Below are 21,287 nucleotides of genomic sequence, written 5' to 3' on the forward strand. Positions count from 1 at the left end.
CGCCCCCTACGCCAGCAGGGCCGCCACGAGCACGAGCACCGGGACCGACCCGATCGTCGTCACGAGCACGGTGTCCCGCGCCAGGATGACACCGCGCTGGTAGCGGGCGGCGAAGTTGTAGATGTTCTGCGCCGTCGGCAGCGCGGCGAGCGCCACGACCCCGAACAGCTCGACGCCGGAGAGCCCGAACACGAACCGCCCGAACAGGAACGCGACGATCGGCATCACCACGAGCTTGATGGCGGAGGAGACGATGATCTCGGTGCGCCCCTGCCCCGGCTGCAGCGGCTTCTGCCCCACGAGCGACATGCCGAACGCGAGCAGCACGAGCGGGATCGCGGCTCCGCCGATGAGCTCGAGCGGCGCGAGCACCGGCTCCGGCGGCAGGTACTCGAACAGGGCGCAGACGAGACCGGCGAGCGAGGCGATGATCATCGGGTTCCGGAGCGGCTGGGTGAGGATCGAGCGGGCGGAGGCGGATCCGCGGGTCGCGATGTCGAGCACCGTGAGCGTGATCGGCGCGAGCACGATGAGCTGCAGCAGCAGCACGGGTGCGACGAGGCCGGGGTTGCCGAGCACGTAGGTCGCCACGGGAAGGCCGATGTTGTTGGCGTTCACGTAGGCGGAGGCCGCCGTGCCCACGGTCGTCTCGGCGACCGGCCGTCGGAACCACAGGCGCGACGCCACGAGGTAGAGCCCCGCGCTGATGAGCACCGAGATGAGCGTCACGAGGATGGGGCCCGAGAAGATCGCCGTGGGGTGCGAGCGCGCGAGCACGGTGAACAGCAGCGCGGGCGTCGCCACGAAGAAGGCGACCCGGTTGAGCACGAGGCGCGCATCCGGTGGCAGGATGCCGATGCGCTGCACCACGTAGCCGACCAGGATGACGAAGCCGATGATGGCGAAGCCGGTCAGGACCCCGAGCACGCTCACCGGGCCAGCGCCTCATTCACCGCGCGTTCCAGGAATGGGCCCAGGGTGAACGCGAAGGTGCGCGTGAGGTGGTCGGTGTCGCGGTAGACGTTGGCGCCGCCCACGACGGCCGCGCACTCCTCGGCCGTGCAGTAGGTGTCGCTGAAGTCGAGCAGCGTGACATCCCGGCCCTCGGCCGCGGCACCCACGGCCGCCATGGCGATGGGGTCGAACTCGGCGAGGCCCTCGTCGCGCGGCAACGTGCACGCCGAGGCGTCCTCGGTGCGGAGGCACTTGTTGGGGTCGTCCTCCCACAGGGGGTTGTCCACGAGGGTCACGATCGGCGTGCCCGTCTCGAACACCGGCGACCAGGCGTCGGCGTAACCGGTCGCGGCCGTCTGGTCGTCCTCCTCGGTGCCCGGCACGTTGCGGTCGGTCAGCGCGGCGGTGAAGACGGCGTCGAAGGGCTCGTGCGCCTCGAGCTGGGCGGTGAGGTCGCTGCGCCAGTCGTCGCATGAGATCGCGAACGCGTCACGGGCCGCGAGCGGCGTCGTCGACCACGGGCAGCCGCCCTTGAGGTAGGTCGTGAGCTGCCAGCCGTTCCGCTCGGCCATCTCCACGAAGGGATCCATCAGCGCGTAGGCGTGGCTGTCGCCGATGAGGGCGACCTGGGGGGCATCCGGAGCGTCGCTGCCGAAGGTGCAGTCGCGGACGCTCGCATCGTTGAGGGTGCTGAGGCACTCCGGGTGCCGGGGCCGGTCGGCGTTGCCGAACCCGGGGCTCGGGATGATCTCGGTCGCGAGCTCGGGGTTCTCGCAGAGCGGCGCGATCGGCCGCAGGCCGTCGGTGGGGCCGCTCGCGGCACCGAAGCACTCCGGCGGGCTCTCGAGGGTCTGGGCGAGCTGGCTGGCCTCCGCGTCGTACTTGGGCTGCTGCACGGCCCAGGCCCCGCCCACGAAGAGGGTCGACACGGCCATCGCGGCGATCACGCCGACGAGGGTCGCGCGGGGCTTGCGGGTGGTGAAGAACCGCCACTGCCGGGTCGGATCCTCGATGAAGCGCTTGGTCAGCCACGCGATCACGAAGCAGAAGGCGAACAGCGCGAGCCGGTGCGCGGTGGTGAGGCCCCAGCCCGGGATGTAGGGGGCGATCACGATCAGCGGCCAGTGCCACAGATAGAGGGAGTAGGAGATGTCGCCGATGAAGCTCACCGGGCGGATGCTCAGCACGCGACCCGCGTCCCACGGCTTGGCGCGGTGGTGGCTCACGATCACGGCGGCGGTCGCGAGCACCGGGATGGCGGCCATGTAGCCGGGGAACGGCGTGGACTTGTCGAAGAGGTAGCCGCAGGCGAGGATCACGATCACGCCGCCGTAGCCGAGCACGTTCGACAGCCACGCCTTCGTGGGGCGGAGCCTCGGCAGCAGCGCGAGCGCGCCGCCCACGGCGAACTCCCACACCCGCGTGTAGGTCACGAAATAGGCGGCGGCCGGATCGGTGGCGGTCACGAACACGGAGAGGGCGAAGCTCACGACGCCCACGACGGCGAGCACGCCGACGAGGCCCACCCATTTCCGTCTCTTCAGGACCTTCACCGCGAAGACCGAGGCGCCGAGCAGCAGCACGGGCCAGAACAGGTAGAACTGCTCCTCGAGCGAGAGCGACCAGTAGTGCTGCACGAGGCTCGCCTCGTTGGCGGCGGCGAGGTAGTCCACAGAGTTGGCCGCGAGGACCCAGTTCTCCACATAGAAGGTGGAGGCGAGGATCTCGCGCACGTTCTCGGTCAGACTCGACAGCGGCATCACGAACAGGGTCGCGAGGCTCGCGAAGACGAGCACGGTGATCGCGGCGGGAAGGAGGCGACGGGCGCGCTTGGCGTAGAAGCTCGGCAGCGCGATGCGATCGGTGCGCTCGAGCTGGCGCGCGAGCTGCTGGGTGATGAGGAAGCCCGAGATCACGAAGAAGACGTCCACGCCGATGTAGCCGCCGCTCAGGCGACCGGGCCAGAAGTGGTAGACCACCACGAGCAGCACGGCGATGGCGCGGAGGCCCTGGATGTGAGGAAGGAAGTGGTCGGGCTTGCCGGCGAGGCCTGAGGCGGCGGTCGGGGCATCGGGCGTGCCCGTCTTCGTTCTCATCGCGTCCATGCTACCCGGGGCGCACTCGCGAGCCTGAGAGGCAGCGGTCGGCGATTACCCGCGCCAACTCGGGGGTTCCACGCAAAGAAGTGCAGGCCAGGTCAAAGAAGAGCGGATGCGTTGCGCCTAGGCTCGAGGAGACGATCGATTGGAGGTTCCACCATGTCCACACGCCCCGAGCGCACCGCTCTGCCCATCATCGGAGAACCCGAGGTCGTCGAAGACGCCGCCTGGCTGGAGCTGAAGTCCGCGGTCGCCTCCCTCCAGGCGCTGCAGGTGAAAGACGGATCGGTGCCCGACCCCGTCGACCACCCGCTCGCCCGCACGCTCGTGCAGCGCATCCGCTCGTCGGTCACGGCGCTCGCCCCTCGCTTCCCGCACGACGCCGACTACCTCGAGGCGCTCGACGGCGACTTCGCGGCCTGGGCCGACGGGGGCTTCGGCATCCCCGACTTCGTGGCGGCGCTCGAGGCCTTCGCACCGGCGGCCGATCGGGTCGACGGCGTGCAGCACCTCGTGGTGTTCCCCATGTACACGCAGAACGGCAGCACCGACCGGCACATCGAGGCGGTGCTGTTCGAGGTGGTCTGGCCCTCGTTCGTGGCCGAGCTCGAGGCCGGTGACTACTCGAACGCGCTGTTCCTGCCGATCCGGTTCCTCGACTTCACGGCGGGCTACGACACGAACTCGGCCGTGCTCTTCCCCGAGTCGGTGGCCACCTCGCGGGTCATCCCGTTCACCTGGGGCGGCATCTTCGCCGACCGGGAGGCGGCCCGGTTCCGCCGGGTGGTGCGGCACGCGGCCGAGGTGACGCGGCTCGAGCTGCCGGCCGACGCCCAGGAGCTGCTCGACGACCAGGAGCTCGCCGAGCGCACGTTCGTGATGTGGGATCTCATCCACGACCGCACGCACATGCGCGGCGACCTGCCGTTCGATCCGTTCATGATCAAGCAGCGCATGCCGTTCTTCCTCTACTCGCTCGAGGAGCTGCGCTGCGACCTCACGGCGTTCCGCGAGGCCGTGAAGGTCGAGCGCGCCGAGACCGCGAAGGGCGATGAGGGCTCGGCGGAGCTGCGCAAGCACGCCGCGCTCGTGCAGTACGCGGTGCTGTTCGACCGCATCTTCCGCTTCGCCATCACGGGCTCGCGCGTGCGCAACTACGACGGCCTCGGCGGCCAGCTGCTCTTCGCCTGGCTGCACCAGCGCGGCGTGCTGCACTGGACCGACACGCGCCTCACCATCGACTGGCCCGAGGTCGCCCCAGCCGTCACGGCGCTCGGCGACGCCATCGACGAGCTCTACTGGCGTTCGATCGACCGCCCCAAGACCGCGCACTGGCTCGCGGCCTACGAGCTCATCACCACCACGGTCACGCCGCACCCGGCGTCGGTGTGGGCTGCGGGTCGCTCGGCGCTCCCGCTCGACGGGCCGCCGCGGGGGCTCACGGATGCGGTGCTCGACGACGAGTTCCCCCTCTCGATGTTCTACGAGGCCCTCGAGAAGAAGATGCGCGACGTCATCGCCTCGACCGCGGGGATCACGGGCGCCGATGAGTGAGGATCAGGTCGTCTCCGCACCTACCGACGGTTCGGATGGCGCGGGCTCGGGCGGCGGGGCGCGCGGGCGGACTGTCGTGGTGGCCGGCGCGACGAGCGAGTCGGGCGTCGCCGCGTGCGCCGCGCTCGTCGCCGCCGGGGCCGTCGTGGTGGCGGTGGGCTCCTCCGAGGAGCGGCTCGCCGCCCTCGCCGAGCGCGTGCCGGGGGTCTCGACCGCGGTGTGCGATCTGACCGACCCGGCGGCCGTCACCTCCCTGGCTGAGGCGACGGGTGCGGTCGACGGGCTCGTCCACCTCGTGGGCGGCTGGGTCGGCGGCGACGGCATCACGGGTCAGACCGACGAGGGCTGGGCCGCCATGGAGCGCTCGTTCCGAACGCTCCGCAACACCGTCCGTGCCCTCTATCCGGCGCTCGTGGCCTCACCGGCGGGGCGGGTGGTGTTCGTCTCGTCGGTCTCGGTCGACGCGCCCACGGCATCCGGGGCCGACTACACGGCGGCCAAGGCGGCCTCCGAATCGTGGCTGCGCTCGCTCGCCGACGGCTTCGCCGCCGACCAGGCCGGCCTGCGGGCGGCGGCGGTGGTCTTCGCGGTCAAGGCCCTCGTCGACGAGCGGATGCGCGCGGCGAGCCCCGAGCGCCGGTTCCCGGGCTTCACCGACGTCTCCACCCTGGCCGACGCGGTCGTGGCGCTCTGGGACTCCCCCGCAGCCGAGCTCAACGGCACCCGCCGCGTGCTCACCTGAGCCCATCGCTCCCGGCGGTTCGAAGTCGCACTCCTGACGACCACCGAGCTCTCCAGCGCCGCGGTTTCCGCCGCGGATGCGGTTTCGAATCGGTCACAGGCGGTGAAGCGCGGAGTTCGCCACGTCTGCGGGCGATCACCGGCTGATGGCGGCCGGATCGCGGAAGGTGTGGCGAAGTCCGCGAACGCGCGTCCCGGGCGGTGCCCGCTCATCCGCGCGACGGATGGCGGGCCCGGGGAACGTCGCTAGCGTGGAGGGATGACCTCCGCCACCACCGACGACTGGGTCAGGCCGCGCCCCGGTGCCGCGGGCTACCGCCGGGACGCCATCGTCGCCGGAGTGCTCGCGGTAGCCGCGTGGCTCAGCTGGTTCCTCTACGTCGGCGCCATCCCGCAATCGCACGCCCCCTGGTGGGGCGCGGCCATCTGGGCCATGGTGATCGCCGGCTCGCTCGCGTTCCGGCGCCGCTTCCCCGTGCTCGTGGCCCTCGTCGTGACCGCCACCTTCGTGATCGGCCAGAACCTCGCCGTCTGGGAGCAGCTGTTCGCCAACATCTGCCTCTTCATCGCCTTCTACTCGGTGGGCGCGTGGAGCGCCAACCGGCTGCTCGCGCGCGTGGTGCGCATCCTGATCGCCATCGGCATGGTGCTGTGGCTCGTCGGACTCGTCGTGATGCAGGTCAGCAACCCCGAGGCCATCCCGGGTTCGGATCAGGAGGGCTGGCTGTCGCAGTACGTCGCGGTCGCCGCCATCCAGCTCGTCACGAACCTGCTCTACTTCGGGGCGGCCTACGTGTTCGGCAACGCCTCCTACGCCTCGGCCCGCCAGCGCGACGCGCTCGAGCAGCGCACGCTCGAGCTCGAACGGGAGCGCGAGGTGAGCAGCCGCCAGGCCGTCGAGCTCGAGCGGGTGCGCATCGCGCGGGAGCTCCACGACGTGGTCGCGCACCACGTCTCGGTCATGGGGCTCCAGGCCGGTGCCGCTCGCCGCGTGCTCGCCAAGGGCGACGCCGATCCCCGGGCGGTCGAGTCGCTCACGGTCATCGAGACGAACGCGCGCGAGGCCGTCGACGAGCTGCACCGGATGCTCGGAGCGCTCCGCCAGTCCGGCGACCCCGAGGCGAGCCGCTCGGCCTCCACCCGCGGCATCGCCCAGCTCGACGAGCTCGTGGGCGAGGTGCGGGCCGCGGGACTGCCCGTCACGTTCTCGACCGTCGGCGAGGTCGTGCCGGTGCCGCCCGTGATCGGGCTCAGCGTCTACCGGATCGCGCAGGAGTCGCTCACGAACGTGCGCAAGCACGGCGGAAGCCGGGCCGAGGCCGACGTGCGGCTGCGCTACCTCGACGACCGGATCGAGATCGACGTGAGCGACACTGGTGCAGGCGCGGCCGCTGCGGGCGCAGGTGCCGGTGCGACCGCGTCGACCGCCGCCACATCGACCTCGTCGACCACCGCCACCACCACCGCCATCACCTCCACCTCCGGATCCGGCCTCGGCCAGATCGGCATGCGCGAGCGAGTCGCTGCGGTCGGCGGCACCATCGAGATCGGCCCGAAGCCCCGCGGCGGCTACCGCGTGCGCGCCACCCTGCCCCTCACCCCGAAGCGCGCCGCCGATGCGCCCACCGGCACCCATGCACCCACCGCCACCGCCGCATCCGGCGCACCCGGCGCCGCATCCGAGGCACCCACCACCGCGGCCGCCCTCGACCCCACCGCGCACACCACCCCCACGCCCGCCCCCACCGAGAGGACCCCCCGATGACCGACGAGACGCCCGAGCGCATCCGGGTCGTGCTGGCCGACGACCAGGATCTCGTGCGCGTCGGCCTCCGCATCATCCTCGAGTCGGAGGACGGCATCGACGTCGTGGGCGAGGCCCGTACGGGTCGCGAGGCCGTCGAGCTCGTGGGCGCGCTGCAGCCCGACGTCGTGTGCATGGACGTGCAGATGCCCGACCTCGACGGCCTCGCCGCCACCCGCGAGCTGATCGCGGCCGGCACCCGCGCCGGCATCCTCATCCTCACGACCTTCAATCGCGACGACTACCTCTTCGAGGCCCTCGAGGCCGGCGCGAGCGGCTTCGTGCTGAAGAATTCGTCGCCTGAGGATCTGGTGGCCGCGGTGCAGGTGATCGCGCGGGGCGACGCGCTGCTGTCTCCGGATGTCACCCGTCGCGTGATCGAGGGCTTCACGACTCGTCCGCGGGCGCAGCCACACGAGGCGACACCGGTCGCCGCCACTCCGCGGGCCGCCGCTCACCCGGCTGCCGCCGCGCTCGCCGACCTCACCGACCGCGAGCGCGAGGTGCTCGAGCTGCTCGCCGCCGGGCGCTCCAACAGCGAGATCGCGGGCGAGCTCTACCTGGGCGAGGCGACGGTCAAGACGCACGTCTCCAAGATCCTGCAGAAGCTCGGCCTCCGCGACCGCATCCAGGCGGTCGTCTTCGCCTACGAGAACGGCATCGCCGTGCCCGGTCGCAGCTGACCGCCGGAGCCGCTACTTCTTCTTGACGCCCGAGACCGCGTCGGCCGAGTGGTCCTTCACGTCCGACTTCGCCTTCTTGTCGGCGCGCTTCTCCTTGAGAGAGCGGGCCGCGGGCTTCGCGACCGCCTTGCGTGCGGATTTCTCAGCCATGGTGCTTCCTCCATCGCAAGCCACGATGGCTCGGTATCCGAAGGTTATGCCCTGCAACAGCGGTCCACGACCACCTGGGCACATTGTCAGCGGGCCCGCGCGGTCACGACGGCCGGCATCCGCACCCACCACCCCCGCATTCCCCCGCACGGCGGAGCCGCCCCCACCGCAAGGCGGATGCCCACCCCTCACCCCCGCCCTAGCGTGGAAGCACCGCAACGAAAGGTCGACCATGCTCGAAGTAGACGACATCTCCCGCAGCTTCGGCTCGCGCCGGGTGCTCGACGGTGTGAGCTTCACCGTCGGCGCCGGCCGGATGACGGGCTTCGTCGGCGGCAACGGTGCCGGCAAGACCACGACGATGCGCATCATCCTGGGCGTGCTCTCGAGCGACTCCGGCACCGTCGCGCTCGACGGCACGCGCCTCACCCCCGCCGACCGCGCCCTCTTCGGCTACATGCCGGAGGAGCGCGGCCTCTACCCCAAGATGAAGGTCGCCGAGCAGATCGTCTACCTCGGCCGCCTGCACGGCATGACGCCCCAGGCCGCCAAGCGGAGCACGGACGACCTGCTCGAACGACTCGGCCTCGGCGAGCGCGCGAACGAGACCGTCGAGAGCCTCTCGCTCGGCAACCAGCAGCGCGCCCAGATCGCCGCGGCCCTCGTGCACGATCCCGAGGTGCTCGTGCTCGACGAGCCCTTCTCGGGCCTCGATCCGATGGCGGTCGAGACCGTGCAGGCCGTGCTCACCGAGCACGCCGCGGGGGGCGCCCCCGTGCTGTTCTCCTCGCACCAGCTCGACATCGTCGAGCGGCTCTGCGACGACCTCGTGGTGATCGCCGGCGGAACGATCCGCGCCGCCGGCTCCCGGGAGAGCCTCCGGGCCGAGCACTCCGAGCCCCGCTACGAGATCGAGCTCACGGCCGACGCCGGCTGGGTGCGCGAGGTCGACGGCGTGCGGGTCGTCGACCTCGACGGCAACTACGCCCAGTTCGAGGTCGACCGCGGCGACGAGGGTCTCGCCGCCGCGCAGGCCGTGCTCACCCGCGCCCTCGCATCCGGACCCGTGGCCCGCTTCACACCCCTCCATCCCACCCTCGCCCAGATCTTCAAGGAGGTCGTGGCATGAGCGCCACCACCCACCGCCGCGCCGATGCCCGCCCCGCCCTGCCGGGCCTCGTGAAGGGCACGTGGCTCGTCGCCCAGCGCGAGCTCACGATGCGGCTCCGCAGCAAGTCGTTCCTCATCTCGACGGCCGTCCTGCTGCTCGCGATCCTCGCTTCGATCATCGTCGGCGGCATCCTCAGCTCCACGAGCTCGGCCCCGAAGGTGGCCGCGGTGGCGGGCACGGCGTCGGTGGTCGAGGGCGTGCAGGGCCTCGACGTGACCGAGGCGGCCTCGGCAGACGAGGCGGAGTCGCTCGTGCGCGACGGCACCGTCGAGGCGGCCGTGCTCCCCGCCGACACCGAGCTGGGCTACGAGCTCGTGGCCCTCGACGAGGCGCCCGGCACCCTCGTCTCCCTGCTCAGCGTGGCACCACCGGTGCAGCTGCTCGAGCCGGGCGACAGCGACGACGGCTTCCTCAGCTACCTCATCGGCATCGCCTTCGGTGTCGTGTTCTTCATGTCGGCCGTGACCTTCGGCTCCACCATCGCGCAGAGCGTCGTGGAGGAGAAGCAGACCCGCGTGGTCGAGATCCTCCTCTCCACCATCTCGGCGCGCGAGCTCATGGCGGGCAAGGTGGTGGGCAACAGCATCCTGGCCTTCGGGCAGATCGCCCTGATCGCGGCGATGAGCGTGCTCGGGCTCTCGGTCACCGGCCAATCGGCGCTGCTCGGCCTCCTGGGGCCCGCCATCGCCTGGTTCATCGTGTTCTTCGTCTTCGGCTTCGTGCTCATCGCCGCGCTCTACGCGGCCACGGCGGCCCTCGTCTCGCGGCAGGAGGAGGTGGCCTCGGTCACCTCACCCGTCACGACGCTCGTGATGATCCCGTACTTCCTCGTGATCTTCTTCAACTCGAACGAGACGATCATGGCGATCATGTCGTACGTGCCGTTCTCGGCGCCGATCGGCATGCCGCTCCGGCTCTTCCTCGGCGACGCCGCGTGGTGGGAGCCCCTGGTCTCCCTCGCGGTGCTCGCGGCCACCACCGTCGTCATCATCGGCATCGGATCGCGCATCTACTCCAACTCGCTGCTGCGCACAGGCGCCCGCATCAAGCTGCGCGACGCGCTGAAGGGCTGAGGGCGCCGGGAGGCTGAGAGACTGGAGGGGTGACCACGACACCCCTCCACGACCCCACCACCCGCGGCTTCGCCTCGGACAACTACGCCGGCGTGCACCCCGAGGTGCTCGAGGCTCTCGCCCGCGCGAACGGCGGCCACCAGATCGCCTACGGCGAGGACGTCTACACGGCCCGCCTGCAGGAGGTGCTGCGCGACCACTTCGGCGCTCAGGCCGAGGCGTTCCCGGTCTTCAACGGCACGGGTGCGAACGTGGTGGGCCTGCAGTCGATGCTGCCGCGCTGGGGTGCCGTCGTCTGCGCGAGCACCGCGCACATCCACACCGACGAGAACGCGGCGCCCGAGCGGGTCGCCGGCCTCAAGCTCCTCACCGTGCCCACGCCCGACGGCAAGCTCACGCCCGACCTCATCGATGTGGAGGCCTGGGGCTGGGGCGACGAGCACCGGGCGCAGCCGCTCGCCGTCTCGATCACCCAGACCACCGAGCTCGGCACCGCCTACTCGGTCGACGAGATCGCGGCCATCACGGAGCACGCGCACTCGCTCGGTATGAGGGTGCACCTCGACGGATCGCGCATCTCCAACGCCGCCGCGTCGCTCGACGCGCCCCTCCGGGCGTTCACGACGGATGCCGGGGTCGACGTGGTCTCGCTCGGCGGCACCAAGAACGGCCTGCTCTACGGCGAGGCCGTGGTGGTGCTGAACCCGGAGGCCGTCGCCGGCATCCCGTTCCTGCGCAAGCTCGACATGCAGCTGGCCTCGAAGATGCGGTTCGTCTCGGCGCAGCTGATCGCGCTCTACGAGGGCGACCTGTGGCTCCGGTCCGCGTCGCACGCGAACGCGATGGCGGCCAGGCTGCGGAGCGCGGTCGAGGGGCTGCCAGGCGTGACGCTCACCCAGGCGACCCAGTCGAACGCGGTCTTCGCGATCGTGCCCGCCGGAGTCGCCGACCGGCTCCGCGAGTCGTTCCGCTTCTACGACTGGAACCCCGCCACGGGCGAGGTGCGCTGGATGTGCGCCTTCGACACCACCCCCGACGACATCGACGCCTTCGCAGCGGCCCTCCGCCGGGAGCTCGCCGCCGTCGCCCCCGAGTAACTACGCGAATCTGCACGACCGACGCCGTATACGGGGTCGCTCCCCCGCAGATCTGTAGTTACTCGTCAGCGGGCGTGCAGCCGGGCGGCTCGGAGTTGCCGCTGAGACTGAAGTCCTCGCAGGTGAGGAACCTCGAGTGGTTCGCGCCGAGCAGGAACGACGCGACCGCGATGAAGCCCACGGCCCCGAGCACGATCAGCCGCTCCTTCCAGGTGGTCTCGCCGAGCTCCGGCCACACCATGCGCGCCAGCACCCAGATCGCGGTTGGGAGCGCGAGCACCGCCACGACCACGCCGATGACGGCGACGGCGAGCACGGCGTCGTCGGAGGCATCCTGCACCACGAAGCTCAGCACCAGCCACAGCGTCGGGGTCAGCAGTGCCAGCACCCGCCAGACCTTCCGCCCACCCCGGCGTCGGCGCTCGAGCAGCACCACGATCAGGGCCGCGGTCGACGCCGCCCACACGCCGAGCGCCTGGTCGAAGAACGGTTCACCCCACGCGCCGATCGTGAAGGCCGGCCACCACACCACCACGCACATGCCGATGAGCAGCACGCCCGTGATGCGTTGCCGGGTGGCGACAGCCGGATGCCTGTCCGCGGACTGCGGATCCGCCGGTTCCTGCAGGGGCTCGGTCTCGGACACGAGAGAATCGAAGCATGAGCGACCACGATGAGACCGCAGCCCACGCGGGCCAGGGCGACACGGTGCAGGCCGGCGCGGGCCATGCCCACCACGGCTACATCTCCAACAAGGATGTGTACCTCAAGCGGCTGAAGCGCATCGAGGGCCAGGCGCGCGGCCTGCAGAACATGGTCGACGAGGAGAAGTACTGCATCGACATCCTCACCCAGATCTCGGCGGTCACGAGCGCACTCGAGTCGGTCGCGCTCGGCCTTCTCGAGGAGCACCTCGCGCACTGCGTGGTCGAGGCCGTGGCCGAGGGCGGCGACGTCGCCGACGCGAAGCTCAAGGAGGCCTCCGCGGCCATCGCCCGGCTCGTGCGCTCCTGAGCCGGGCCATCCGGTCTTTCAGCGCCGCTTCAGTTCGGCCCCAGTAGGTTGGGTGGCATGAGCCTGGCCCCTGCCGACCCATCCTTCCTCCTCCTCAGCGCAGCCTCCGACTCCCCCGGTGGGGAGGGCGGCGGCGGTGGCGCATCCGGCGACTCGAGTCTCGGCGCCGTCGGCGACTGGGTCGTGGGGCTCATGGAGACCCTCGGCGCTCCCGGTGCCGGCATCGCGGTGGCCGTCGAGAACCTGTTCCCGCCCATCCCGAGCGAGATCATCCTGCCGCTCGCGGGCTTCGCGGCCAGCCGCGGCGACCTCAACCTCGTGGCGGCGATCGTCTTCACCACGCTCGGCTCCCTCATCGGCGCCCTCGCGCTCTACGGCATCGGCGCCTGGCTCGGCATCGACCGCATCAAGTGGATCGCGAAGAAGCTCCCCCTCGTCGACGTGTCCGACGTCGACAAGACCGAGGAGTGGTTCAAGAAGCACGGTTCGAAAGCGGTGTTCTTCGGCCGGATGCTGCCGATCTTCCGCAGCCTGATCTCGATCCCGGCGGGCATCGAACGGATGCCGGTGTGGAAGTTCGCGCTGCTCACCACCGCCGGCAGCCTGATCTGGAACACGATCTTCATCCTCGCGGGCTTCTGGCTCGGCGAGCAGTGGCACATCGTGGAGCAGTACGCCGACATCCTGAAGTACGTCGTGATCGCTGTCGTCGTGGCGGCGGTCGGATGGTTCGTGATCAGCCGGGTGCGCAAGCACCGCTCGGGCCAGACGGACGGTATCGTCTGATCGACGACGATCGGGGGGATGCATGACGAGCGGTCACGCGGGGCTCCCGGATGTCGGTGGTGCGGGCGACGGCGATATCGCGGCGGCGGGCGGGGCGAGCACCTCGCTGTCGGGTGGTCGCTCGGATGCGCGGTCGGGTGAGCGTTCGTCCGGGCGCGAACGGATCCTGGGCCTCGACCTGGCGCGCTTCGTGGCGATCGCCGGGATGATGGCCACGCACACCTGGCTGTGGGCCGACTCGGTCGCGGGGGTGCACGTCGCGTCGACGGAGCAGTTCCAGGGGCGGGCGTCGGCGCTGTTCGCGGTGCTCGCGGGGGTGGGCGCGGCGCTCGCCACGCGCGCGCCGATCCGCGAAGGGCGGCCAGGTGCGGCTCGCCTGATGCTCGTGGGCCGCGGAGTCGCGCTCGTGGCGATCGGGCTCACGCTCACGCTCCTCGACATCCCGATCTTCGTCATCCTCGCCTACTACGGCGTGCTGTTCTGGTTCCTCGCGCTCGCGGTGACGTGGCCGCGGTGGGTGCTCGTGGCGGTCGGTGCACTAGTGGCGGTGGTGGCGCCGGTGGCGGTCTACCTCCTCGGCGAGGCGTTTCAGCTGACCGAGCGCGAGGCCTCGAACCCGAACTGGCTCTCGCTCGCCGATCCGCTCCCGGTGCTCCGGGGGCTGCTCGTCACGGGCACGTATCCCGTGCTGATCTGGATCGCGTACGGCCTCGTCGGCATGGCCATCGGCCGTACGCTGCTCGCGGCGCGGGGCGGCACCGGCGCATCCGGCGCATCCGGTGGGCCGACAGGCCGGGTCGCCGCCCTGCGGGTCGTCGCGGCGAAGCTCACGGCGGTCGGCGCGGCGGTCTGGCTGGGCGGGATCGCCCTCGCCGCTCTCGCGCAGGGTCCGCTCGGCGCCATGCGTGGCCTCGCCACCGAGCTAGGCATCTCGGAGGAGCAGGCGCTCGGCCTCCTCACCGACCCGGGCTCAGGCCGGCCGCTCCCCGGTTCGCCCTGGATGCTCGCGGCCTCTGCCGCCCACACCGGAACGACCTTCGACCTCCTCCTCACCATCGGATCCTCCACCACCGTCATCGGCCTGCTCGTCCTCCTCGGCACGGTGCTCGCCCCGCTTGCGCGACGCATCCTGTCGCCCGTGCTCGGTGCCGGGGCGGCTCCCCTCACCGTCTACTCGGCGCACGTGCTGCTCGTCGGCACGGTCACCCTCGTGATGCTCGGCAAGCCCTATGGCGAGCTCACCTGGCAGGAGTACGTGGTGCTCGACACCCCCTGGTTCCTCTCGAGCTGGGGCTTCTGGGTCGCGAACATCCTGGTGGCGCTGCTGATCGGCTCGTTCCTGACCTTCCTCGGCCGGCGCGGGCCGCTCGAGACCCTCGTCACCTGGGCGGGCCGCCTCTCCGCCCGCCTCGTGCGGTGGCCGCCACGAGCGGATGCGCGGGGCTGGACCGCGCCCTCGGAATAAACCGCCCGCGGCCGCGTTGCACAGAAGCGGACCGCGGTCCGATTCCACCTCTGCCCGATGGCGTGCAGCACATCACCCGTCTTCCGGAGGCCATCATGAGCATCGTCGACACCCCGTCCCGCACCGCCGAGACCAGCACCCCCATCCACTCGACCCTCGCCGAGCGCTGGAGCCCGCGCTCCTTCGAGGCCACCGAGCCCCTCGACGAGAAGCGCCTCACGGCGGCGCTCGAAGCGGCACGCTGGGCCCCGTCGGCGAACAACTCGCAGCCGGCCCGCTTCATCGTGGCGCGGCGTGGCACCCAGGAGTTCGCGACGGTCGTGGAGAACCTGATGGGCTTCAACCAGGCCTGGGCGGATCGCGCCGGGGCGCTCGTGGTGGCGGTCGCCGAGACGGCGGGCGATGACGGCGCGCCCCGTCGCTGGGCGGAGTACGACCTCGGCCAGGCCATGGCCTACTTCACCGTCCAGGCCCACCACACCGGCCTGCACGTGCACCAGATGGGCGGCTTCGACGCCGCCGGCCTCGCGTCAGCCTTCGGCCTCCCGGCTCACCTGGTCCCCCTCACGGTGGCGGCCATCGGCACCCTCGCCTCCCCGGACGCCCTCCCCGACGACACCCTCCGAGCCCGCGAGCTCTCCCCCCGAACCCGCCTCCCCCTCAGCACCCTCCTCCTCCCCACCCCCTGACCCGCGGTTCGAAACCGCACCCGTGGCGGCATCCGGCCCTCTCAGGAGCGCGGATGCCGCCACATCTGCAAGCCTGAACGCGTCGGCTTCGGGGCGCCCGCAACGCAACGCGTGGCGGACAACGCCACTCGTGGCGGCAACCGAGGCGCATGTCGCACCGGTTGCCGCCACGTTGAGCGTCGTCCGCGTCGAGCGGGCTGAAAAGGCCTAGTCGGCCGCCACCGTCAGCGCGTCGCCGCCCGGCGCCACGTCGACCCGCACCGAGTCGCCGTCGCGCACGGTGCCGGCCAGCAGCGCCATCGCGAGCCGGTCGTCGATCTGCTTCTGCATGAGACGGCGCAGCGGCCGGGCCCCGTAGATGGGGTCGTAGCCGCGCTCGGCGAGCCAGGTGCGCGCATCCGGAGTCACCGCGAGCGAGAGCCGACGCGAGGCGAGACGCTGCGACAGCCGGTCGACGTAGAGCGACACGATCTGCGCCAGGTCCTCCTCGGTCAGCGCCTGGAACACCACGATGTCGTCGAGCCGGTTCACGAACTCCGGCTTGAAGGCCTGGCGCACCGCGGCCTGCACGAGCGTCTCCCGATCGGCCGGCGTCAGGGACGGGTCGACCAGGAACTGCGACCCGAGGTTCGACGTCAGGATCAGCAGCGTGTTGCGGAAGTCGACCGTGCGCCCCTGGCCGTCGGTCAGCCGGCCGTCGTCGAGCACCTGCAGCAGCACGTCGAAGACCTCGGGGTGCGCCTTCTCCACCTCGTCGAGCAGCACGACCGAGTAGGGCCGCCGCCGCACCGCCTCGGTGAGCTGGCCGCCCGACTCGTAGCCGACGTAGCCGGGAGGAGCACCGAGCAGCCGCGCCACCGAGTGCTTCTCGCCGTACTCCGACATGTCGATGCGGATGAGCGCCTTCTCGTCGTCGAAGAGGAATTCGGCGAGCGCCTTGGCCAGCTCGGTCTTGCCCACACCCGTGGGCCCGAGGAAGAGGAACGAGCCGGTCGGCCGCCCCTCCTCCGAGATGCCCGCACGCGAGCGCCGCACCGCGTCGGCGACGGCCTGCACGGCCGCCTTCTGCCCGATCAGCCGGCGCCCGAGCTCGCCCTCGAGGTGCAGCAGCTTCTCGGTCTCCCCCTGGGTGAGCCGGTCGACGGGGATGCCGGTCCAGGCCGCGATCACGGCCGCGATGTCATCCGAGCCCACCTGGTCGTTGACCATGCGCTCGATGCCGTCGGCGGCCACCTCGGCGGCCTCGGCCTCGGCGAGCGAGCGCTCGAGCAGCGGGATCTCGCCGTAGAGCAGGCGCGACGCCTTCTCGAGCTGGCCCTCGCGCTGAGCGCGCTCGGCCCGCATGCGCGCGCTGTCGAGCTTCTCCTTGAGCTCGCCCACGCGGTTGAGGGCGGCGCGCTCGCGGTCCCACCGCTCCTGCAGCTCGGCGAGCGTCGCCTGCCGCGACGCGAGGGTCTCGCGGAGGGCGGCGAGCCGCTCCTTCGACGCGTCGTCCTTCTCCTTCTTCAGCGCGAGCTCCTCGAGCTTCAGCCGGTCGACCCCGCGGCGCAGCTCGTCGATCTCGACGGGCGCCGAGTCGATCTCCATGCGCAGGCGCGAGGCCGCCTCGTCGATCAGGTCGATCGCCTTGTCCGGCAGCTGCCGGCCCGGGATGTAGCGGTTCGAGAGGGATGCCGCGGCCACGAGCGCCGAGTCGGCGATCGAGACCTTGTGGTGCGCCTCGTAGCGCTCCTTGAGCCCGCGGAGGATGGCGATGGTGTCCTCCACCGACGGCTCGCCCACGAACACCTGCTGGAAACGGCGCTCCATGGCCGCATCCTTCTCGATGAACTCGCGGTACTCGTCGAGCGTGGTCGCACCAATCAGCCGCAGCTCGCCTCGCGCGAGCATGGGCTTCAGCATGTTGGAGGCCGCGACCGACCCCTCGCCGCCGCCCGCACCCATGAGGGTGTGCAGCTCGTCGATGAACGTGATGATCTGGCCATCCGCGTCGTTGATCTCCTTGAGCACGGCCTTCAGCCGTTCCTCGAACTCGCCGCGGTACTTCGCACCGGCCACGAGGGCCGCGAGGTCGAGCGAGACGAGCTGCTTGCCCTTCAGCGAGTCGGCGACGTCTCCGGCCACGATGCGCTGGGCGAGACCCTCGACCACGGCGGTCTTGCCGACGCCCGGCTCGCCGATGAGCACCGGGTTGTTCTTGGTGCGGCGGGTCAGCACCTGACTGACCCGGCGGATCTCGGCGTCGCGGCCGATGACCGGGTCGAGCTTGCCGCTCGCCGCGATCTCCGTCAGGTTGACGCCGTACTGCTCGAGGGCGCTCTTCGCCTCGTCGCCGCTCGGGGTTCCCTGGTTGGTCGCCATTCTCGGTGTTTCCCTCTTCCTGGATGATGATCGGATGCCGCTCGAAGGGGCGGACTTCAAACTTGAGTTGACCTGACTCAAGTTTAGCAGAGCGGCGAACGTCCCACCAGTGTTGGGCGGGCGTTAAGACTCGGGTGGTACCTGTGGAAGCGTGGCACCGTTCCCTCCCCGCATCCGCCTGCTCGTCGGCATCGCGGGCGCGATCGCCATCACCCTCGGCTCCTACGGGGTCGGCTGGATCGCTCCGCTCTCCGGGCTGCACGACATCGCGGCGCTGTCGGCCCTCCGCGGGGCGCGCAGCACCGTGGTCGCGAGCGGCGTGCTCGTGGCGGGCGGCGCCGTGCTGCTGCTCGCGGCGTGGCTGTCGCTCGGCTTCGAGCTGATGAGGCGCGGCCGCCGACCCAGTTCCGGCGGCCCCCGCAGCAGCCGCCCGGCAGAGAGCACCGGCACCGCCCCGGTCGTCGTCTCCGCCGCCGCGTGGACACTCCCCCTCCTCTTCTCCCTCCCCCTCTTCAGCCGCGACATGTTCGCCTACCTCGCCCAGGGCCGCATCGTCGCCGCCGGTCTCAACCCCTATGAGAACGGCGTCTCGAGCATCCCGGGCTGGTTCGGCATCGGGGTCGACCCGCTCTGGGCCGACACCCCCACCCCCTACGGCCCCGTCTTCGTCTGGCTCGAGCGGATCGTGGCCGTCGCGACCGGCAGCCTGCCGAGCGAGGTCGGCGTGTTCGCCTTCCGGCTGATCGCGGTGGCGGGGCTCGCGCTCCTGGCCTACTTCGCGTGGCGGATCGCGCACCGGCGCGGGCGCGACGCCGCGGTCGTGCTGTGGCTGGTCGCCGCGAGCCCGCTCGTGCTGATGAACTTCGTGGTCGCCGGCCACAACGACTCCCTCATGCTCGGCCTCATCGCGGGCGGCGTCTTCTACGCCCTCGACCGCCGGCCGGTGCTCGGCGCCGTGCTCATCGCCCTCGCCATCGGCGTGAAGCCCATCGCCGTGATCGCCCTGCCGATCGTCGGCATCATCTGGGCGGTGGATGCGACGCGGGCCGCCCGAGAGTCACGCGCGTCGCGCACGCCAGGCACCAGCGTCGGCACCGGCACCGGCGTTGGCACGGGCACCGGCACCGCCACAGCTCCCGCCGGCCCCGCCCTCCCCGCGTGGGGCCCGCTCATCCGCCGCTGGGCCGCCGTCACCGGCATCGCCCTCGGCGGCATCGCGGTGCTCGGCTTCGCCCTCGGCGTCGGCGTGGGCTGGATCGCCGCGCTGTCGACCCCCGCCACCATCTCGTCCTGGTACGCCCCCGCGAACATCCTGGGCGTCACCCTCGGGGGCTTCGCGAACGCGGTGGGCGTCGACGGCGAGATCGTGCAGGCGGTCGTGAAGATCGCCCTGCTCGCGGCCGGATGCGCCGTGGCCGCCGCCGCGCTCATCACCCGGCGCGGGGTCGACCCGCTCTGGCTGCTCCTCATCTGCTTCGCCGCGATCACCCTCGTCTCCCCCGTCATCCACCCCTGGTACGCCCTCTGGCTGCTCGCGTTCCTGGCGCTCGCGGGTCTCGACGGCATCCGTCGCATCCGTCTCGCCGTCTACGGCACTGCCTTCTTCATGCTCATCGGTCTCGCCGAGCCGCTCGACCTCGTGCAGCGCATGGACGGCGGGCGACTCATCCCGAGCGCCGTCATCGCCACCTCGCTCGTGGGCATCGCGGGTGTGCTGCTCCTCGCGGAGGCGGTCTACGCCCGCAGCCGCTCCGGGCGCGCCCTCGCACTGGTGCGAACGGGCCGGAAGCCCGCCACCGCGGGGTTCAGCGCTTCGTCGACACCATGAGCGTGAACTTGGCGTTGCGGTCGACCTGACGGGTGGGCCCGACCGCCCGCTGCAGCGCGGCGCGGTAGGCGAGGTGGGAGTTGAACACGGTCCACAGCTCGCCCCCGGGCCGGAGCACCCGGCCGGCCGCCTCGAAGAGCTTGAGGGCGATGCCGGCGTGCACCGTGGACCCCACGTGGAACGGCGGGTTCAGCAGCACGGCGTCGGCGCTCGCGTCGCCGAACGTGCTCAGCGCGTCGTCGCGCACGACCTCCACGGGGCCGCCGGGGCGTGCGGCTCCGGCCCCGAAACCCGGGGCACCGGATGCGCCGAGCCCGTTCGCCTCCATCGTCGCCGTGGCGGAGGCGACGGCCGACGCGGACTGGTCGGAGGCGACCACCCGGAGCGCCGGTCGCCGAAGCGCCATCGAGGCCGCGAGCACACCCGTGCCGCAGCCGAGGTCGACGACCGTGTCCGCCCGCGGGGCCACGGCGTCGAGGTGGTTGAGCAGCAGACGGGTGCCGATGTCGATCCGGGTGCCGGCGAACGCGCCGCCCACGGCCGCGACCCAGAGCCCGGCGTCCTCGTGCCGCTCGCGCCGCACGGGGGCGGGAGCGATGTCGTCGCGCCGCCCCGAGGCCACGAGCACGCGCGACTTCTGCCGGGCGAGCGAGGCGGTGACCGAGGTGAACGAGGCTTCGAGCACCTCGTTCATGCCCGTGGTCATGTGCTTGACGCGGCCGCCCGCGTAGACCACGACATCCGGATGCGCGTACGCGGCCACCGCGCGCGCGATGTCGTCGAGCTCGGCGAGGCTCCGCGGCAGCTGCAGCAGCACCACGGTGGCGCCCTCGAGCAGCTCGCGCCCGAGCGGGAGGCTGCGGTAGCGGCCGCTGAGGTCGACGCTCGCGGCCCGACGCGCGTTGGCGGCGAGCGCGAGCTCGCCCGCGAGCGGATCCTGGCGCACCCGGATGCCGTGCAGGTCGAGCACCGCCGCGGCCCCCAGGGTGAGGGCGCCGTAGTGGTCGCCGATCACGACGACCCGGCCGGGCTCGTCGGCCGTGGCCTCGAGGTCGTCGGCGGCCGTGTCGAGGATGAGCCGGTCGCTCGCGTCGGAGGCGAACAGGTTGTCGGCTTCGACATCGGGATACCGGCGGAGGGCCTCGAAGGAGAAGTCGGTCACCCCTCAACCGTACGCGCTGCCCCCGCACCGCTCCGAACCGGATGGCGGTGGGACCGCAGGAACGACCCGCCGGCCACGAGCGATGCGGAGACGGCGACCGTCATCGTCGCGACGCCCTGCAGCGCCGTCGCCGCCAGCAGCACTGGCTCGAGGGCCGCCCCGGACCACAGCCTCGCGATGGTCAGCTGCGCGGCCACGACCGCTCCGAACCATACGATCACGCCGGACACGGATGTGATGACGAGGGTCGACCCGGTGGTCCACCAGGTGATCGCAGCCGCTCGAGGCACCGAGCGCCGGTGCAGCACGAGGTAGCCGCACACCCACGACGCGACGAGAGCCAGGAGCGCGGCCGTGCCGGCGAGGAGGAGCTCGAGCAGGGAGATGGTCATCAGGTGCACGATCGTCCAGCCGACAGCTGCGGGACCGATCGTGAGGATCGCCCCCTGCACGACTCCGGCGAGCAGGACGACGCCGCGCCACTTCGACGTGGTCTGAGCTTTCGTCATGTTGGCATGATCCGGCACGGGTGCGCCGGTGTCAACGCGCCGAAGCGTGCGGCGGGGGGCGCGCGCAGCGGCCGGGGCGGGCGCGCGGGCGGAGCGCAGCGGGCGGAGCGCAGCATGCAGCGTGCAGCGGGCGGAGCACACCGGCCG

At 71.5% G+C, this 21,287-nt stretch carries 19 protein-coding genes; 12 read left to right on the forward strand and 7 right to left on the reverse strand.

The window, feature by feature from the left end; all coding sequences use genetic code 11:
* Positions 1-6 precede the first annotated feature (6 nt).
* On the reverse strand, positions 7-927 hold the full coding sequence (locus tag Q0D57_RS14670; protein WP_291045393.1) for an AEC family transporter: 921 nt from the start codon (positions 925-927) through the stop codon (positions 7-9).
* Positions 928-929: 2 nt separating this feature from the next.
* Positions 930-3,050, reverse strand: a complete 2,121-nt coding sequence (locus Q0D57_RS14675; RefSeq protein ID WP_291045361.1) for an acyltransferase family protein — start codon at positions 3,048-3,050, stop codon at positions 930-932.
* 162 nt (positions 3,051-3,212) lie between these two features.
* Between Q0D57_RS14675 and Q0D57_RS14680 the strand changes: the two genes are divergently transcribed.
* The 4 genes from Q0D57_RS14680 to Q0D57_RS14695 all read left to right on the forward strand — a co-directional run bounded on the left by Q0D57_RS14680 (position 3,213) and on the right by Q0D57_RS14695 (position 7,835).
* Positions 3,213-4,607 (forward strand): DUF6421 family protein, encoded by a 1,395-nt coding sequence (locus tag Q0D57_RS14680; RefSeq protein WP_291045363.1) that lies wholly within the window; start codon positions 3,213-3,215, stop codon positions 4,605-4,607.
* Positions 4,600-5,349, forward strand: coding sequence for an SDR family NAD(P)-dependent oxidoreductase (locus Q0D57_RS14685; protein WP_291045364.1), 750 nt, complete (start codon positions 4,600-4,602; stop codon positions 5,347-5,349). The genes Q0D57_RS14680 and Q0D57_RS14685 overlap by 8 nt, the downstream gene beginning before the upstream one ends.
* 258 nt (positions 5,350-5,607) lie before the next feature.
* Positions 5,608-7,113 carry a sensor histidine kinase gene (locus tag Q0D57_RS14690; RefSeq protein ID WP_291045365.1) on the forward strand — a complete coding sequence of 502 codons (1,506 nt, stop codon included), beginning with the start codon at positions 5,608-5,610 and terminating at the stop codon, positions 7,111-7,113.
* Positions 7,110-7,835, forward strand: a complete 726-nt coding sequence (locus Q0D57_RS14695; protein ID WP_291045366.1) for a response regulator transcription factor — start codon at positions 7,110-7,112, stop codon at positions 7,833-7,835. Before Q0D57_RS14690 ends, Q0D57_RS14695 begins: the two co-directional genes overlap by 4 nt.
* Positions 7,836-7,847: 12 nt before the next feature.
* Here Q0D57_RS14695 and Q0D57_RS14700 read toward each other — a convergent pair whose 3' ends face one another.
* A complete protein-coding gene (locus Q0D57_RS14700) occupies positions 7,848-7,985 on the reverse strand; it encodes a hypothetical protein (protein ID WP_259525705.1) in 138 nt (45 codons plus the stop codon).
* A gap of 232 nt (positions 7,986-8,217) precedes the next feature.
* Between Q0D57_RS14700 and Q0D57_RS14705 the strand changes: the two genes are divergently transcribed.
* Genes Q0D57_RS14705 through Q0D57_RS14715 form a run of 3 tightly spaced genes read left to right on the forward strand, consistent with a single transcriptional unit; the run spans position 8,218 to position 11,326 of the window.
* Entirely contained in the window at positions 8,218-9,114 is an 897-nt protein-coding gene (locus tag Q0D57_RS14705; protein ID WP_291045369.1) for an ATP-binding cassette domain-containing protein, read from the forward strand.
* Positions 9,111-10,229 carry an ABC transporter permease gene (locus Q0D57_RS14710; protein WP_291045373.1) on the forward strand — a complete coding sequence of 373 codons (1,119 nt, stop codon included), beginning with the start codon at positions 9,111-9,113 and terminating at the stop codon, positions 10,227-10,229. The genes Q0D57_RS14705 and Q0D57_RS14710 overlap by 4 nt, the downstream gene beginning before the upstream one ends.
* A gap of 29 nt (positions 10,230-10,258) precedes the next feature.
* A complete protein-coding gene (locus Q0D57_RS14715; protein WP_291045375.1) occupies positions 10,259-11,326 on the forward strand; it encodes a low specificity L-threonine aldolase in 1,068 nt (355 codons plus the stop codon).
* A gap of 58 nt (positions 11,327-11,384) precedes the next feature.
* On the opposite strand, the gene Q0D57_RS14720 is transcribed toward Q0D57_RS14715, so the two are convergent.
* The gene (locus Q0D57_RS14720; RefSeq protein WP_291045378.1) at positions 11,385-11,972 is read right to left on the reverse strand and encodes a hypothetical protein; all 588 of its coding nucleotides are present in this window, start codon (positions 11,970-11,972) and stop codon (positions 11,385-11,387) included.
* Positions 11,973-11,986: 14 nt separating this feature from the next.
* On the opposite strand from Q0D57_RS14720, the gene Q0D57_RS14725 reads away from it, so the two are divergent.
* From Q0D57_RS14725 to Q0D57_RS14740, 4 genes are all read left to right on the forward strand, one after another.
* A complete protein-coding gene (locus tag Q0D57_RS14725; protein ID WP_291045380.1) occupies positions 11,987-12,340 on the forward strand; it encodes a metal-sensitive transcriptional regulator in 354 nt (117 codons plus the stop codon).
* Positions 12,341-12,532: 192 nt separating this feature from the next.
* The gene (locus tag Q0D57_RS14730) at positions 12,533-13,126 is read left to right on the forward strand and encodes a DedA family protein (protein ID WP_291045396.1); all 594 of its coding nucleotides are present in this window, start codon (positions 12,533-12,535) and stop codon (positions 13,124-13,126) included.
* A 22-nt stretch (positions 13,127-13,148) separates the two neighbouring features.
* Entirely contained in the window at positions 13,149-14,591 is a 1,443-nt protein-coding gene (locus Q0D57_RS14735; RefSeq protein ID WP_291045382.1) for a heparan-alpha-glucosaminide N-acetyltransferase domain-containing protein, read from the forward strand.
* A gap of 95 nt (positions 14,592-14,686) precedes the next feature.
* Positions 14,687-15,280 (forward strand): nitroreductase family protein, encoded by a 594-nt coding sequence (locus tag Q0D57_RS14740; RefSeq protein ID WP_291045384.1) that lies wholly within the window; start codon positions 14,687-14,689, stop codon positions 15,278-15,280.
* A 207-nt stretch (positions 15,281-15,487) separates the two neighbouring features.
* Here Q0D57_RS14740 and Q0D57_RS14745 read toward each other — a convergent pair whose 3' ends face one another.
* Entirely contained in the window at positions 15,488-17,641 is a 2,154-nt protein-coding gene (locus Q0D57_RS14745; RefSeq protein WP_291045386.1) for an AAA family ATPase, read from the reverse strand.
* Positions 17,642-17,792: 151 nt separating this feature from the next.
* On the opposite strand from Q0D57_RS14745, the gene mptB reads away from it, so the two are divergent.
* The gene (gene mptB / locus Q0D57_RS14750; RefSeq protein WP_291045388.1) at positions 17,793-19,469 is read left to right on the forward strand and encodes a polyprenol phosphomannose-dependent alpha 1,6 mannosyltransferase MptB; all 1,677 of its coding nucleotides are present in this window, start codon (positions 17,793-17,795) and stop codon (positions 19,467-19,469) included.
* Here the strand turns inward: mptB and Q0D57_RS14755 are convergent.
* Positions 19,447-20,631, reverse strand: coding sequence for a methyltransferase (locus tag Q0D57_RS14755; RefSeq protein ID WP_291045390.1), 1,185 nt, complete (start codon positions 20,629-20,631; stop codon positions 19,447-19,449). The two genes, mptB and Q0D57_RS14755, sit on opposite strands and share 23 nt — an antisense overlap.
* A complete protein-coding gene (locus Q0D57_RS14760) occupies positions 20,628-21,140 on the reverse strand; it encodes a hypothetical protein (RefSeq protein ID WP_291045392.1) in 513 nt (170 codons plus the stop codon). Before Q0D57_RS14760 ends, Q0D57_RS14755 begins: the two co-directional genes overlap by 4 nt.
* Positions 21,141-21,287 lie beyond the last annotated feature (147 nt).

The sequence above is a fragment of the Herbiconiux sp. genome (assembly GCF_023264895.1).
Classification (GTDB): domain Bacteria; phylum Actinomycetota; class Actinomycetes; order Actinomycetales; family Microbacteriaceae; genus Herbiconiux.